A 15679-nucleotide genomic window follows, 5' to 3' on the forward strand; every position below is an offset into this window, starting at 1 on the left:
GGTCAAACAATGCGATTGCGGGGCACCGAGCCAAAGGAACAAGCTTAAAAAAGCGGGTTGGTGCGATGATTATCGGGCAAGAGTTTTCTTTGGATGAATAGCAGTCAAAGTATGCTCGTGCCCTGGCATCACCCTGATAGTTGACCAGTTCCTCGCTCCTTGAACGGTTCTGGTCAACGCTTAAGTGGTTATTATCCACCTTATTTTACAATATCTCGTGATAAGAATAGGCCAGTATAAGGATCGAAAAATATTCTTCTTCCATAAAAATCAACAACAAAATATTGCTCTTCAACAACGTTCAACCCTTCATATGGGTAACTTATTTGGCCTTCTTTTTGTAAATCTGAAGGCTCTATTTGCCAAAGAAATTCTCCATTATTTGTATAAGAAAATAGATTATTTAGCCCATCATCTCCTATAGGAATATCAGTTAAGACAAGAACAGAACCATTCTCAATTTCTATCGCCTTAATAATCTTTTGATTAAATATAATTAAGTGCCCATTGATATTAATCTTGTTATTGTTAACTAAGATAACCATTTTGTTCTCCTATTTTTTTGAATAGCCCGTTCATTAGTAAATGTATCGGTCCTTTGCCCCATAAGATCAAACTGAGTTCCTCCTCCTTTATAACCAAACAGACTTCCCATATTAAATGCATTACTGTCTACAACAATTACGTAGAAAAAAACAAATAAAGCCAAACAATATAAAATAACCTAGATAACCATAATGACGTATTTTGAAGGCTTATTTCCATTTCAAAAACAAACTCTTTTATGAATTCAATATTATTTCTATGTGCAAATTTTCTTTTTGAGAAAAATCTGCAATGAATAAGAAAAACAAGAATTGCAAACACTCCAATAAAATAACCAGCAAAGGAAATTAAATTTTCATTTTTAATAAATTCAAACAAAATTCCAGACATATAAATAACAAATAATATTATCATGGAAAAATTAGCAAGTTTGTTTTTATTAAAAAAACAAAAATCAAAAAAGAGCAACGGAGATTTTACACTTCTTAGTGAAACTTTTTTGTTCAAGCCAAAATAGATGAAGCAGGCAAGAAATCCCAACAGACTCAAGACCATCAAAATAAACGGAATATATACAATCATGCTCACTTATCCTTAAACTGCGTATTACCGCGAAGAAGCTCGCTCTTTAACGGCATTTTTCAAGATAACTTTCTCATCGATGAGGTATTAGCATCTATTGTCTACTTCACCAAGATACCAATGTTCTGAGTAAAAAGGGTTACCTCTTGGCGATACTTATCCCTGACAACAGAACGACAACTGGTATCCCCCTGACAGTTGACCAGTTCCTCACTCCTTGAACGATTCTGGTCAACGCTTAGCTGATTATTGTCTACAACAATCCTGACCAGAAGGCCAGAATTCTTATTAGCTAAGAACCGGGAGGGGGAAATTTCTCTTTGCTTTCTTTTAGGTTAGCTAAAATCGACGCTCCAATACCTAAAGGTATCCCTCCTGCAATACCCACTTTAGCAGCATATATAACATCATTAAGACTAAAGTCTATTTCGCCAAATTGATAATAAGCAATCATTCCGACGACAAATCTTATAAGTAAGGTTGTAATAAATAACTATGCAATAGTGGATAGAGTCAGAAAAAACAATCGTAGATTTCATTTTTTACTCCAGTTTTTATTTAACTTCTCTTCTACTGTACTGCCCGCAACTTCAGAGCTTATTGCACCAGAACCCGCACCAATGGCTTCAGCAACAGCTCCTGATACTACAGGTTTAAATTTATCAGTAACTACTTTACCGGTCCCTGCACCTATCACGTTACCAATACCTGCACCAATTACAGGCGATAAAGGATCTTTCCCTTGCAATTTAGCGCCTGCATAGGCACCAGTAATACTCGCTATTTCTGTAAACCAAAAGCCTTTGCCTTGTGTTACTGCCCCCGTTCCCGTGGCTATCAATGCGTCAGTCATGTTCACGGGGCCATTTGTCAATTGATTACTAACATTAGCGGTTCCACTGATGATACCTCCAGCAAAAATACTTCCCACTGTTGCTCCTGATGGTAGTAACAGTGGTGCTGCTACCGTGGACATTCCTGTCCCCCAAGCGACTAACAACCCTCTTACCGGATCTTGCCCTTCCGGGTGATCACCTTTGGCATGTTTTGACAATGCCGCTGAAATCTCTTGAAGAGATTTACCTTCATTTAACATCGCGGTAGCCAGACTGGATGCTGACCGACCGTAATCCATCATTCCTTTGGGTAAGCTCAGGGCATTATTATCCGCAACAACCCATTCCATTGCGAAGTGAGCCAGAGAACAGCGATTTTCCCTGTCCACTCAGTCAGTTACAACCCGTTTTTTCCGATGTGCGTTCACCGCCGTACCCAAAATCCCCTGACGCGCTTTTCGCCCCTGAACGCCGGTTTTTCCCGCCGCGCTCTGGTCAGGGTAGCGCCTTTTTCGGCAACGGGCGAACGTCGCCCAACTTGTTTGGGCGGCGGGTGCCCGTTCTGCGGGCGCGGGCGGCAGAGAGCCCGCAAGCGGCGCCCCTGTGACGCTCGGGGGCACCAGGGTTTCGGGTTGCGCATGACCTTGCATGACCTCGCGATTTTGTTCAGGGAAGCCCTCGGGGGCTGCACGGGGCGGAGATGGCGAGCACGGAGACGAGCAACGGAGCGCAGCGCAGTGTGAGCCAGCGCAGCCAGTGCAGCAGGGTTGGGGCGGGGGGAAGTCAATGAGCGGAGGCCGCAGGCCGACCTGCCTTCAGGGTTGTTGGCCGGACGTTGGCACGGCAGCTAAAGAAGAACACGGGTTTTTGCCGAGGACTGGCTCAGCGGCTGACAGCAGAAGGCGTCAGCCTTGTGCGCCACACCCGCTAATGCTGACCCGCGGGGGCGCAAGACATAATGCCAATTATACGCATTAAGCCGCTCATCGATGCTCAGGCGGTTGCCCTGGCTCGCCGGCGCAGTGCGTATAATTCCCCCCGCATTATGTTCAATAGGCGTTGGGCGGCCTGGACCGGCTCAACGGGGACGTCAGCGGTTGGGCCGCCTGACGACTATTTACCCCCGCGTGCGCCGAGGCTAACGGGCAGTCCGGCTACGGTCTGCCCTCACACCGAACCCGCCCAGCTTAACGGGGGCGTGCGAACGGTCAGCGGCTATCGGGGGTTGAGGTCGGCTCTGAACTGTCCGGCGGCGTGTCCGTGTCGGCGTTATCGTCGGCGCACAGGTCGGCCAGTAAACCCACCTCATCGGCGTCGCGGACTTTTTCGTCGGCCATTTGCTCCGCCGGATGGGTGCTGGCGTGCACCGCCTGCAAGGCCCGGATAGAGACCTGCGTATACACCTGGGTGGATTCCACGCTGGCATGGCCTAACATGGCCTGTATCCAGCGCAGGTCCGCCCCGTTCTCCAGCATCTGCGTCGCCATCGCGTGCCGGAACAGGTGGCAGGCACCTTTTTTCTCGATGCCGGCGGCCCGGATATAGCCGCTCACGGCATTCGTGATACCGTTCGGCTGCAACCCGTCGAGACCGTCCATTGCCACGAACAGCGATTGGATGTCCGGGGTGACCAGCAGTTGCGGGCGAACCTGCTGCTGATAGAACTGGAGCCAGTTTAAGGCCCGTTCGCCGAGGGGCAATACCCGGTCTTTATTCCCCTTGCCCTGCCGGATGGTCACGGTTTTGCGTGACCCGTCAATGCTGTAGATATCGAGCCGGGCCACTTCACTGCGTCGTATCCCCGTTGACCAGAGCAGCTCCATCAGGGCCCGGTCGCGTGCGCCCTGCAACGTATTTGGGTCAGGCAGCGACAGGATATGCTCGATTTCATCAATGCTCAGGATATACCGCGGCAGGCGTTTTTCTTCCCGCGGCAACTCAATGTCCGCTGCCGGGTTCGCCAGTATCAGGTTCTGTTTGGTCAGCCATTTGAACCACACCTGTAACGGCTGCAACTGGGTGCGCTGGGTGCGGATGCTCAGCGGCTCTCCGTTGGTCTTGCGGTACTGGTACAGATAACGCTGGTAACGCTCCAGTATCGGCCGCGTGATATCCGCGGCAGAGTACAGGCCCCGTTCCGTGGCCCACAGGATAAAGCGATAGGTGTGATGGGTCTGTACTTTCAGCGTGGTTTCCGACCAGTTTCGTTCCTGCCGCCAGGCCACGAAGCGCAGCAGCAGTGCATACAGGCTTTTCGGGTCATGTGCCGGACCGACAGGCTGACGATAGACGTCATCGACGGTCAGAAGACTTCCTTTGCGCGGTTTACGGTTTGCCATGATTGACCTCCGGTTGAGATTGAGGGGCGGGCGCAGACAAGGGGCGCGTTTTCTTTTTTCCTTTTATCACTGTGTCTTCCGTTACCCCGACTTGCGGTACGCTGAACCCGTGCTCTGCCTGCCCGGATGGGGATTTTTTCACCCCAGACTTAGCCCGGACCTGGCCCAGACTTGAGGCAGACGGGTGTTCATTTAAGTCAGACTTGCTCTCATGACCTGTCGGGACGGCTGCCGGCGTTTTATCCCTGTCGGGTACGGGCAATGCGTCTCCGTGATTATTTTCCCTGATAACAGCGTTTTCATCTGCCCGGACTTGTGCCCCCGCCGGCTCTTGTACTGTCCGGGCTGACGCGGGTTTTTCTTCCCCAGACTCAGGCCAGACTTGCCCCGGACTTGGGGAAGACTTGCGACCTTTCGGGTCAGACTTGCGTTCACTGCCGGCGGTTGCTGAGTCCGGTTCTCCGGCATCCAGCAGGCCGCACAGGTGGGCTGCGCCGTTGTCTTCCCCGTCCCACAGCAGTTCATAATGCAGCAGGTGCCCCCGGCTGCCGCCATGCAACAGCAGGTATTCCATTTCCGTCAGCCGTTGACAGTGGTTTTTGAGCTGGCTGTCGCTCCAGTGGGTAAAGGCGCGGATATCCCGCCGGGTAAAGCGCACTTCATTTGGCTGGCAGTGCTGGATTTGCGCCTGTTCGTTCACCATGGCCTGTATCAGCAGTAACAGCTTGCGCGTCTGCGGCGGCATTTCATCCAGCGTGCGCCCCAGCACCTCATGCGCCAGCTGGTTAGCCAGGGCAATGTCGTCTTGGGTGACTTCGATATATTCGATGACCTGTCCGCGGTGGGTCGTTTTCTTCACTTCACGTTGATACTGGTGCAGCAACGCAATGGCCTGTATCAGCGTCAGGTATTTCATGTGGTCGCGCCGCATCCGGGTTTTGTCTGACAGGAACGTCAGTTGATGGGCGTAGGGATTCACCACTTTCAGCGGCCTTAACAGGCGCTGGGCGTTCTGGTGTAACTGCGTCAGATAGCCTTTCTCCGAGTCAGCCAGCAACCCGGCCAGCGTCTGGCGGTGCCGCTGCATGGCGTGGATGGCCTGCGTCTGCTCGCGCGATTCGTTGACCGTCAGCACCAGACAGCGGTTCAGCAGCTCTTCATCCACATCAATGGCCGTCGTCGTTAGCATCAGCATCACCGGTCCCTGTACCTTGTATTCCCGCGTCACCAGTTCGCCGCTCTGTTCGTTCTTGCCGGTGCTGGCGATTTTCAGCTCGCCGTCGGACTGCAACAGTTTCAGGGCATAGGCCGCCTGCCGCACGCCTTCTTCTTCGGCTATCGCCAGTATCTTGTGTTGCAGGCTGGTTTCGCCGAGGTAATACAGGCTCTGCCCGGTCATTGCCGAGTACTGGATACGCTCCTCTTCCGGCATCAGGTTCAGCACCGCTTCCATCAGGGACGATTTCCCGGCAGCGGAACTGCTTTGTATCAGCACGGCCAGCGGTTTATCGAGTTTGCGCGAGACCGCCGCCAGATACCCGGTCAGCAGATTGGTGGATTCGCCGACCACCCCGCAGGCGGCCATGTCGTTGATAATCTGTTCTGTTAAGTTCGGCGATGTCAGCAACGCCAGCGCGGCGGCTTCGTCTTCCGCGCTGACCGTCACCGCCGTTGTCCCTGAGGCTTCGGCCTCCGCTCGCTGCTCGGCATCCTGGTGCTGCTCCAGCATCAGCAGCACCCGCCCGGCTTCGCGTTTAATCACAGACGGCTCGCATGCCAGCTCTTGCGCCGCCGTGCTGATGTAGTTCTGACGATGCCGCGCATGGTACATGTCCAGCGTATCCACATGGAACAGGCCGGACGTTTCATCGCGCACCTGCACATTCACTTTCATCACATCCGGCACCGGGGATTTTTTCATCCCCCGTACCCGCCAGATACGGGGTCCGCTTTTCATCACCAGTTCACCGCAGGCCGTGCGCTCACAGGGCACGGGGGCAACAGTCAGCTCTGGCGGGGCGGCTAAAGAAGAAGGTTTAGTCACATCAGCACTTTGGGGCTTTTCCGTCACACTCGGCGAGACGGGCCGCTCATGGCTGAACACCGCGCCCGGCGCCGTTCCCTGTCCCAGCCAGACCGCCTGTTGCAACGCCAGCCCCAGCGCATGTTCGGCGTTGCCGCTTTTCAGCGCATAGTCATTGGCATCCATGCCCGGCGGGAACTGCACCCGCCATGCCTCGATACCGGCTTCCAGTAAATCAGCCGCCACACTGGCCGCGCCACGGTCTCCGGCCTCGTCCCGGTCAAAGGCAATCAGCACCCGTTTCACGCCGTGATACGGCAAGGCTGCGAGGTGCTCACGGTTAAACCCGTTCACCCCGAACGCGGCAATCACGTTACGGAACCCGGCACACCAGAAGGTCATGGCATCGATCAGCGCTTCGCACAGGATAATTTCCGAAGCGGCTTTCATCGCTTCCTCATTCCAGACCCCGGCCAACGGTGACGGCAGGTACAGATGCTTTGGGCTGTCTTTCAGCACTTTGTAATCCGGCTGGGTTCGGCGACCATACAGTTGCAGCACCCGCCCACGGCTGGCCACACTGGCCGATTCGGCCCAGCCGATCACCGGCACCACGACGCAGCCCCGGAAGTGGTCCTGACGGGTGGTCGTACGCAACACGCCCAGCCCCGACAGCTTGTCGCGCAGTTGCTGGCCTTCCTGACTGCTCTTGGACGGTAATAAGCCCGCTGAACCGCCGATCCCGTGATGGCCCGCGTACCCCAGCTTAAAGTGACTGACCAGTTCAGGATGATTCAGCCCGCGTCGTGCCAGCCAGGCTTTGGCTTCCGGTGACGCCAGTAAGTTCTGATGATAAAAATCAATCACCTGATGCAACAGCGCCTGCCCGTCATCGTCCAGATCGGCCAGTTTCGGGCGCGGCAGGGGGGCCGCCTGTGATCCCGGCGGGGCGGCTAAAGAAGAAGCGGCCACAACCGCATTGTCCATGTCCGGCAGCCCGGCCAGCTCCCGCAGCCGGCGGATACCGATTTTCAGCGTCACCCCTTCCGTTTGTATCACCCAGTCCAGCACCGATCCCGCTGCGCCACAGCCAAAGCAGTGATACAGGTTCTTAGCCGGCGATATCACCATTGAGGGCGTTTTCTCGTTATGGAACGGACAGCGCAGCACATAATCCTCACCGCGTTTTTTCATCGTACGGCCTTGCTTACGCGCCAGCCCCAGCAACGAGACGGTTTGCTTTAAGTGGACTAAATCGGTGTCGGGAACGCGGGTCATCAGAGACCTCCTGTAAAAACCTGTCAATATGCTTTTATGGTTTCTTTATACATGCATATATGGTATGTTTCAAGCATCATGTTTAAACAAGGGGGTAAAATGCTGGCTCTGTTTCCTTGGCGAGTAATTTCTATGGACTTTGGTAAACGTCTGGCAACCCTGCGTAAAGACCGCAGGCTTACTCAGGCCGCACTGGCGGAGAAAGTCGGTTGTCACGTGACAATGATCCGGCGTTATGAAGCTGACGAAGTACAACCGACACTGGAGATTATCCGCAAGCTCTCCCGTGCACTTTCTGTCAGTGCAGATACGCTGGTTTTTGACGAGAATGAGCGCAACCCGGATGAAGAACTGCGTTTGCAGTTTGAGGCTATCAGCCAGTTCACACCGGAAGAGAAAGAAGTGGCAAGGGTGTTACTGGAGTCATTGATTTTAAAACACGATGCCAACCGTTTTGCCCGTAACAACAGCAGAGCAGGCACCGAGAAGTAAGACATAAAACACGTGCGGCGATCCCGTGTTGGAGCACGGAACCGCCGCTAACCGTAAGCAACTATTGGAGTAGTTACTATGGCTAACCGCGATTGTAATGCAGATTGGAAGATTTCAAAAGCCCGGCGCAGCTATAAGGTGGGGTATACCAGCACCCGCCACGAAGATCGCAACACTGGCATGACCCGCTATTACAGTCAGCATCCCAGCCTGCATCTTAAAGGCAACTGGCTGGAAGAAGCCGGGTTTACCACCGGACAGGCAGTGAACATCACCGTTGAACGGGGGCAGTTGATTATCCGGCTCGTCGAGAACGGCTAACCGCTAAAGGGGAGATCCCAGCGCTTGGGCTGGGATCTGGGGTTAGCAAAAATCTTGTTCTATTCTGCCTTCCGATTTCAATGTTTCTAAAAAACATTGATAAGCAACTGGATCTGCTTCTAACAGGTCATCTAATATATTTTTTTCAATGAGTGGCTTGTAAAATATGCCATTTTCAAAGAAAACAAAATCACCAGATAACGATGACTCTATAATTTCTACTTCCTCTGCGTTATAACTAAGCAGCCCGTCATAACCTTTAGCAAAACCGTAAAAGTATGTTTTTTCTCCGAACCAATATATGGCAAAAACTTCAATAATTTTTTCTGATTTGAACTTTTTTATTTTCATCATTTTTTATCCGTGATTGAAGGCTTAGGTTGGATTTCAGGCCGTTTAGGAGTTGTAATCTTCATATCATAAGCCTTACCAGTAGTTGAGTTATATTGATAATGGATGGTGATATTTGAACCGTCTGGTAACTCATGTGTAACTTGCATTTTCTGGAATCCTGCATCAGTAGGGAAACGAGGATCTTTATTCATTCCTCTAAGTGGATCACCTGAAGATGGGTTAGCTTTAACTTGGTTCCATAAAATCTGCTCATTCAGATCCCTTGGCGCTGCAACTTGTTGCCCCGGTTTCGCGGTAGATATCTTTTCAGCATTTTTGATAAGCTGTTGATGATAAATAGTATTAGCCAATTTATCACCCAGATTCGTTGTGCCTTGACTGTTTTTCCCAATCTTTTCCAGCGCCGCTTTCTCTGTATTAACAACCGCGCCTGTGCTTCCTTTTGTTGTTGGCGATGATTTCGGCCCTTTGCTGCCCTCAACAATAACAGGCAACGTCATCGCCATCGCCGCGGCAGTCTCCTGACTCATGCCCATTGCTTCAAAGCGTTTTGTCCAGCCGAGTTCGCCTACCTTGCCTGTAGCCGCCTGACCTAACGTATTCACCGCCGACAGGTAATTTCTGAACTCAACTGGCAATGTGCCATCCCGGTCCATATTTTTGAGGGTCCGCTCAAACACCGGCCACTGATCAACCAGATAACCATACTTCTGTGCGCACTGGTTCGGGTTGCTGTTGCAGAAATCCATCATGTCCTGCTGATTGCGGATATTAGTCTCTACCATATCCTTGATCACTTGTTTGCAGCTTTCGCCTTCACAGGTGCGGGCTTGGTGCGCAAAACTGTCCAGCTCATTCACGCTCAGATAGTTATTCTCAATAACAACCCATTCCATTGCGAAGTTGATTACCGAACACCTATTTTCCCTGCACACTCAGTCGGTTACAACCCGTTTTTTCCAATGTGCGTTCACCGCCTGCAAGGCCCGGATAGAGACCTGCGTATACACCTGGGTGGATTCCACGCTGGCATGGCCTAACATGGCCTGTATCCAGCGCAGGTCCGCCCCGTTCTCCAGCATCTGCGTCGCCATCGCGTGCCGGAACAGGTGGCAGGCACCTTTTTTCTCGATGCCGGCGGCCCGGATATAGCCGCTCACGGCATTCGTGATACCGTTCGGCTGCAACCCGTCGAGACCGTCCATTGCCACGAACAGCGATTGGATGTCCGGGGTGACCAGCAGTTGCGGGCGAACCTGCTGCTGATAGAACTGGAGCCAGTTTAAGGCCCGTTCGCCGAGGGGCAATACCCGGTCTTTATTCCCCTTGCCCTGCCGGATGGTCACGGTTTTGCGTGACCCGTCAATGCTGTAGATATCGAGCCGGGCCACTTCACTGCGTCGTATCCCCGTTGACCAGAGCAGCTCCATCAGGGCCCGGTCGCGTGCGCCCTGCAACGTATTTGGGTCAGGCAGCGACAGGATATGCTCGATTTCATCAATGCTCAGGATATACCGCGGCAGGCGTTTTTCTTCCCGCGGCAACTCAATGTCCGCTGCCGGGTTCGCCAGTATCAGGTTCTGTTTGGTCAGCCATTTGAACCACACCTGTAACGGCTGCAACTGGGTGCGCTGGGTGCGGATGCTCAGCGGCTCTCCGTTGGTCTTGCGGTACTGGTACAGATAACGCTGGTAACGCTCCAGTATCGGCCGCGTGATATCCGCGGCAGAGTACAGGCCCCGTTCCGTGGCCCACAGGATAAAGCGATAGGTGTGATGGGTCTGTACTTTCAGCGTGGTTTCCGACCAGTTTCGTTCCTGCCGCCAGGCCACGAAGCGCAGCAGCAGTGCATACAGGCTTTTCGGGTCATGTGCCGGACCGACAGGCTGACGATAGACGTCATCGACGGTCAGAAGACTTCCTTTGCGCGGTTTACGGTTTGCCATGATTGACCTCCGGTTGAGATTGAGGGGCGGGCGCAGACAAGGGGCGCGTTTTCTTTTTTCCTTTTATCACTGTGTCTTCCGTTACCCCGACTTGCGGTACGCTGAACCCGTGCTCTGCCTGCCCGGATGGGGATTTTTTCACCCCAGACTTAGCCCGGACCTGGCCCAGACTTGAGGCAGACGGGTGTTCATTTAAGTCAGACTTGCTCTCATGACCTGTCGGGACGGCTGCCGGCGTTTTATCCCTGTCGGGTACGGGCAATGCGTCTCCGTGATTATTTTCCCTGATAACAGCGTTTTCATCTGCCCGGACTTGTGCCCCCGCCGGCTCTTGTACTGTCCGGGCTGACGCGGGTTTTTCTTCCCCAGACTCAGGCCAGACTTGCCCCGGACTTGGGGAAGACTTGCGACCTTTCGGGTCAGACTTGCGTTCACTGCCGGCGGTTGCTGAGTCCGGTTCTCCGGCATCCAGCAGGCCGCACAGGTGGGCTGCGCCGTTGTCTTCCCCGTCCCACAGCAGTTCATAATGCAGCAGGTGCCCCCGGCTGCCGCCATGCAACAGCAGGTATTCCATTTCCGTCAGCCGTTGACAGTGGTTTTTGAGCTGGCTGTCGCTCCAGTGGGTAAAGGCGCGGATATCCCGCCGGGTAAAGCGCACTTCATTTGGCTGGCAGTGCTGGATTTGCGCCTGTTCGTTCACCATGGCCTGTATCAGCAGTAACAGCTTGCGCGTCTGCGGCGGCATTTCATCCAGCGTGCGCCCCAGCACCTCATGCGCCAGCTGGTTAGCCAGGGCAATGTCGTCTTGGGTGACTTCGATATATTCGATGACCTGTCCGCGGTGGGTCGTTTTCTTCACTTCACGTTGATACTGGTGCAGCAACGCAATGGCCTGTATCAGCGTCAGGTATTTCATGTGGTCGCGCCGCATCCGGGTTTTGTCTGACAGGAACGTCAGTTGATGGGCGTAGGGATTCACCACTTTCAGCGGCCTTAACAGGCGCTGGGCGTTCTGGTGTAACTGCGTCAGATAGCCTTTCTCCGAGTCAGCCAGCAACCCGGCCAGCGTCTGGCGGTGCCGCTGCATGGCGTGGATGGCCTGCGTCTGCTCGCGCGATTCGTTGACCGTCAGCACCAGACAGCGGTTCAGCAGCTCTTCATCCACATCAATGGCCGTCGTCGTTAGCATCAGCATCACCGGTCCCTGTACCTTGTATTCCCGCGTCACCAGTTCGCCGCTCTGTTCGTTCTTGCCGGTGCTGGCGATTTTCAGCTCGCCGTCGGACTGCAACAGTTTCAGGGCATAGGCCGCCTGCCGCACGCCTTCTTCTTCGGCTATCGCCAGTATCTTGTGTTGCAGGCTGGTTTCGCCGAGGTAATACAGGCTCTGCCCGGTCATTGCCGAGTACTGGATACGCTCCTCTTCCGGCATCAGGTTCAGCACCGCTTCCATCAGGGACGATTTCCCGGCAGCGGAACTGCTTTGTATCAGCACGGCCAGCGGTTTATCGAGTTTGCGCGAGACCGCCGCCAGATACCCGGTCAGCAGATTGGTGGATTCGCCGACCACCCCGCAGGCGGCCATGTCGTTGATAATCTGTTCTGTTAAGTTCGGCGATGTCAGCAACGCCAGCGCGGCGGCTTCGTCTTCCGCGCTGACCGTCACCGCCGTTGTCCCTGAGGCTTCGGCCTCCGCTCGCTGCTCGGCATCCTGGTGCTGCTCCAGCATCAGCAGCACCCGCCCGGCTTCGCGTTTAATCACAGACGGCTCGCATGCCAGCTCTTGCGCCGCCGTGCTGATGTAGTTCTGACGATGCCGCGCATGGTACATGTCCAGCGTATCCACATGGAACAGGCCGGACGTTTCATCGCGCACCTGCACATTCACTTTCATCACATCCGGCACCGGGGATTTTTTCATCCCCCGTACCCGCCAGATACGGGGTCCGCTTTTCATCACCAGTTCACCGCAGGCCGTGCGCTCACAGGGCACGGGGGCAACAGTCAGCTCTGGCGGGGCGGCTAAAGAAGAAGGTTTAGTCACATCAGCACTTTGGGGCTTTTCCGTCACACTCGGCGAGACGGGCCGCTCATGGCTGAACACCGCGCCCGGCGCCGTTCCCTGTCCCAGCCAGACCGCCTGTTGCAACGCCAGCCCCAGCGCATGTTCGGCGTTGCCGCTTTTCAGCGCATAGTCATTGGCATCCATGCCCGGCGGGAACTGCACCCGCCATGCCTCGATACCGGCTTCCAGTAAATCAGCCGCCACACTGGCCGCGCCACGGTCTCCGGCCTCGTCCCGGTCAAAGGCAATCAGCACCCGTTTCACGCCGTGATACGGCAAGGCTGCGAGGTGCTCACGGTTAAACCCGTTCACCCCGAACGCGGCAATCACGTTACGGAACCCGGCACACCAGAAGGTCATGGCATCGATCAGCGCTTCGCACAGGATAATTTCCGAAGCGGCTTTCATCGCTTCCTCATTCCAGACCCCGGCCAACGGTGACGGCAGGTACAGATGCTTTGGGCTGTCTTTCAGCACTTTGTAATCCGGCTGGGTTCGGCGACCATACAGTTGCAGCACCCGCCCACGGCTGGCCACACTGGCCGATTCGGCCCAGCCGATCACCGGCACCACGACGCAGCCCCGGAAGTGGTCCTGACGGGTGGTCGTACGCAACACGCCCAGCCCCGACAGCTTGTCGCGCAGTTGCTGGCCTTCCTGACTGCTCTTGGACGGTAATAAGCCCGCTGAACCGCCGATCCCGTGATGGCCCGCGTACCCCAGCTTAAAGTGACTGACCAGTTCAGGATGATTCAGCCCGCGTCGTGCCAGCCAGGCTTTGGCTTCCGGTGACGCCAGTAAGTTCTGATGATAAAAATCAATCACCTGATGCAACAGCGCCTGCCCGTCATCGTCCAGATCGGCCAGTTTCGGGCGCGGCAGGGGGGCCGCCTGTGATCCCGGCGGGGCGGCTAAAGAAGAAGCGGCCACAACCGCATTGTCCATGTCCGGCAGCCCGGCCAGCTCCCGCAGCCGGCGGATACCGATTTTCAGCGTCACCCCTTCCGTTTGTATCACCCAGTCCAGCACCGATCCCGCTGCGCCACAGCCAAAGCAGTGATACAGGTTCTTAGCCGGCGATATCACCATTGAGGGCGTTTTCTCGTTATGGAACGGACAGCGCAGCACATAATCCTCACCGCGTTTTTTCATCGTACGGCCTTGCTTACGCGCCAGCCCCAGCAACGAGACGGTTTGCTTTAAGTGGACTAAATCGGTGTCGGGAACGCGGGTCATCAGAGACCTCCTGTAAAAACCTGTCAATATGCTTTTATGGTTTCTTTATACATGCATATATGGTATGTTTCAAGCATCATGTTTAAACAAGGGGGTAAAATGCTGGCTCTGTTTCCTTGGCGAGTAATTTCTATGGACTTTGGTAAACGTCTGGCAACCCTGCGTAAAGACCGCAGGCTTACTCAGGCCGCACTGGCGGAGAAAGTCGGTTGTCACGTGACAATGATCCGGCGTTATGAAGCTGACGAAGTACAACCGACACTGGAGATTATCCGCAAGCTCTCCCGTGCACTTTCTGTCAGTGCAGATACGCTGGTTTTTGACGAGAATGAGCGCAACCCGGATGAAGAACTGCGTTTGCAGTTTGAGGCTATCAGCCAGTTCACACCGGAAGAGAAAGAAGTGGCAAGGGTGTTACTGGAGTCATTGATTTTAAAACACGATGCCAACCGTTTTGCCCGTAACAACAGCAGAGCAGGCACCGAGAAGTAAGACATAAAACACGTGCGGCGATCCCGTGTTGGAGCACGGAACCGCCGCTAACCGTAAGCAACTATTGGAGTAGTTACTATGGCTAACCGCGATTGTAATGCAGATTGGAAGATTTCAAAAGCCCGGCGCAGCTATAAGGTGGGGTATACCAGCACCCGCCACGAAGATCGCAACACTGGCATGACCCGCTATTACAGTCAGCATCCCAGCCTGCATCTTAAAGGCAACTGGCTGGAAGAAGCCGGGTTTACCACCGGACAGGCAGTGAACATCACCGTTGAACGGGGGCAGTTGATTATCCGGCTCATTGAGAACAGCTGACGACTCAAAAAAGATCCCAGTGCTTGGACTGGGATCTTTTTGCTAACTGATTTTTAATCTTTTATGTCCATTTTAATGCTTGCCCCATCGGGAATATTTCGTATTTGTAGAGCCAAATCAGCTCTGGCTCTCATTGATTCGCCTGTTCGAGCTAAGTAAAGATTTTCCAATTCATATTCTCCGCCTAAAACAAAGGGAATTTTAGGGACTAAACGATAGCCAGATTGAATAGGACCGTAAATGTTTTGCCAATTATGAGCCAAAGAATATCCAGTTAAGACTTCATAATCTTCCAAGATAATCCCACTCCATTCATTTATACTCTCGGCTAATTTATCAAATAATCCCGTTTCAGGATCGAATGTATGAATACAATCATCTTTTAAACAAAACTGATTTCCAAAGATATCTTCTGCAAAGAAAAGAGCATCCTTAGCCATATCTTCGTACGAGTTAATCCATAACCTATTATTGTTCCAATCAATTAAGCCGATCTCTTCACCTATCGTTTCATATGGAAAAACGCGTAATGCAGACTCAAAGCCATAAAATCCATTTTTTTTAATCAATAAACAGCTCAATTCATCTACCAATGATTTTCCATAATTGGAAGCAATATATTTTTCTGATCTAACCGAAGAAATATCATGACTACAAATTGAGAGTAATTTGTCAGTTAAAGGCCACATTTTTCTATTTCTCCGTTTCTATTTTGCCTGATTTGTCTGTCTTTTCTGTCTTTATAATTACAGTCGCACCATTAGGTAATCCGCGACATTGTTGACCAATACATGATCCAGCTCCTCTATTATCAGAAGGGGTAATTGGTCGAACCGAAGCGCCTGAGC

General features: G+C 53.2%; 15 protein-coding genes. 5 read left to right on the forward strand and 10 right to left on the reverse strand.

Annotated features, from left to right (window positions below; all coding sequences use genetic code 11):
* Positions 1-200: 200 nt before the first annotated feature.
* The 3 genes from AAC155_RS22505 to AAC155_RS22520 all read right to left on the reverse strand — a co-directional run bounded on the left by AAC155_RS22505 (position 201) and on the right by AAC155_RS22520 (position 2314).
* On the reverse strand, positions 201-545 hold the full coding sequence (locus AAC155_RS22505; protein WP_113044207.1) for a hypothetical protein: 345 nt from the start codon (positions 543-545) through the stop codon (positions 201-203).
* A 136-nt stretch (positions 546-681) separates the two neighbouring features.
* Complete coding sequence (locus AAC155_RS22510) at positions 682-1128, reverse strand: hypothetical protein (protein ID WP_113044208.1); 447 nt, start codon at positions 1126-1128, stop codon at positions 682-684.
* Positions 1129-1663: 535 nt separating this feature from the next.
* Positions 1664-2314 (reverse strand): hypothetical protein, encoded by a 651-nt coding sequence (locus tag AAC155_RS22520; RefSeq protein WP_113044209.1) that lies wholly within the window; start codon positions 2312-2314, stop codon positions 1664-1666.
* Between the two features lie 298 nt (positions 2315-2612).
* On the opposite strand from AAC155_RS22520, the gene AAC155_RS22525 reads away from it, so the two are divergent.
* The gene (locus AAC155_RS22525; RefSeq protein ID WP_113044211.1) at positions 2613-2942 is read left to right on the forward strand and encodes a hypothetical protein; all 330 of its coding nucleotides are present in this window, start codon (positions 2613-2615) and stop codon (positions 2940-2942) included.
* 230 nt (positions 2943-3172) lie between these two features.
* Here the strand turns inward: AAC155_RS22525 and xerC (AAC155_RS22530) are convergent, their stop codons facing one another.
* Positions 3173-4303 (reverse strand): site-specific tyrosine recombinase XerC, encoded by a 1131-nt coding sequence (xerC, locus tag AAC155_RS22530; protein WP_113044212.1) that lies wholly within the window; start codon positions 4301-4303, stop codon positions 3173-3175.
* Entirely contained in the window at positions 4290-7604 is a 3315-nt protein-coding gene (locus AAC155_RS22535; RefSeq protein ID WP_113044213.1) for a CHC2 zinc finger domain-containing protein, read from the reverse strand. Before AAC155_RS22535 ends, xerC (AAC155_RS22530) begins: the two co-directional genes overlap by 14 nt.
* Before the next feature lie 99 nt (positions 7605-7703).
* Here AAC155_RS22535 and AAC155_RS22540 point away from each other — a divergent pair, with 99 nt between their 5' ends.
* Both AAC155_RS22540 and AAC155_RS22545 read left to right on the forward strand, forming a co-directional pair.
* Entirely contained in the window at positions 7704-8096 is a 393-nt protein-coding gene (locus tag AAC155_RS22540) for a helix-turn-helix domain-containing protein (protein WP_229015692.1), read from the forward strand.
* Between the two features lie 78 nt (positions 8097-8174).
* On the forward strand, positions 8175-8417 hold the full coding sequence (locus AAC155_RS22545) for a SymE family type I addiction module toxin (protein ID WP_113044214.1): 243 nt from the start codon (positions 8175-8177) through the stop codon (positions 8415-8417).
* A 42-nt stretch (positions 8418-8459) separates the two neighbouring features.
* On the opposite strand, the gene AAC155_RS22550 is transcribed toward AAC155_RS22545, so the two are convergent.
* From AAC155_RS22550 to AAC155_RS22565, 4 genes are read right to left on the reverse strand one after another with little or no spacing between them, the layout of a single operon-like run.
* Positions 8460-8771, reverse strand: a complete 312-nt coding sequence (locus AAC155_RS22550) for a hypothetical protein (protein ID WP_011147757.1) — start codon at positions 8769-8771, stop codon at positions 8460-8462.
* Positions 8768-9667 (reverse strand): hypothetical protein, encoded by a 900-nt coding sequence (locus tag AAC155_RS22555; RefSeq protein ID WP_113044215.1) that lies wholly within the window; start codon positions 9665-9667, stop codon positions 8768-8770. The genes AAC155_RS22550 and AAC155_RS22555 overlap by 4 nt, the downstream gene beginning before the upstream one ends.
* A 39-nt stretch (positions 9668-9706) precedes the next feature.
* The gene (xerC, locus tag AAC155_RS22560) at positions 9707-10717 is read right to left on the reverse strand and encodes a site-specific tyrosine recombinase XerC (protein ID WP_113044216.1); all 1011 of its coding nucleotides are present in this window, start codon (positions 10715-10717) and stop codon (positions 9707-9709) included.
* Complete coding sequence (locus tag AAC155_RS22565; RefSeq protein ID WP_113044213.1) at positions 10704-14018, reverse strand: CHC2 zinc finger domain-containing protein; 3315 nt, start codon at positions 14016-14018, stop codon at positions 10704-10706. The genes xerC (AAC155_RS22560) and AAC155_RS22565 overlap by 14 nt, the downstream gene beginning before the upstream one ends.
* Positions 14019-14117: 99 nt before the next feature.
* Here AAC155_RS22565 and AAC155_RS22570 point away from each other — a divergent pair, with 99 nt between their 5' ends.
* Positions 14118-14510 (forward strand): helix-turn-helix domain-containing protein, encoded by a 393-nt coding sequence (locus AAC155_RS22570; RefSeq protein WP_229015692.1) that lies wholly within the window; start codon positions 14118-14120, stop codon positions 14508-14510.
* A 78-nt stretch (positions 14511-14588) separates the two neighbouring features.
* Positions 14589-14831, forward strand: a complete 243-nt coding sequence (locus tag AAC155_RS22575; protein WP_113044217.1) for a SymE family type I addiction module toxin — start codon at positions 14589-14591, stop codon at positions 14829-14831.
* Positions 14832-14884: 53 nt separating this feature from the next.
* Here AAC155_RS22575 and AAC155_RS22580 read toward each other — a convergent pair whose 3' ends face one another.
* The gene (locus tag AAC155_RS22580; protein ID WP_205068583.1) at positions 14885-15520 is read right to left on the reverse strand and encodes an SMI1/KNR4 family protein; all 636 of its coding nucleotides are present in this window, start codon (positions 15518-15520) and stop codon (positions 14885-14887) included.
* Positions 15521-15679 lie beyond the last annotated feature (159 nt).

Source organism: Photorhabdus sp. HUG-39 (assembly GCF_963878365.1).
GTDB classification, from domain to species: domain Bacteria; phylum Pseudomonadota; class Gammaproteobacteria; order Enterobacterales; family Enterobacteriaceae; genus Photorhabdus; species Photorhabdus kayaii.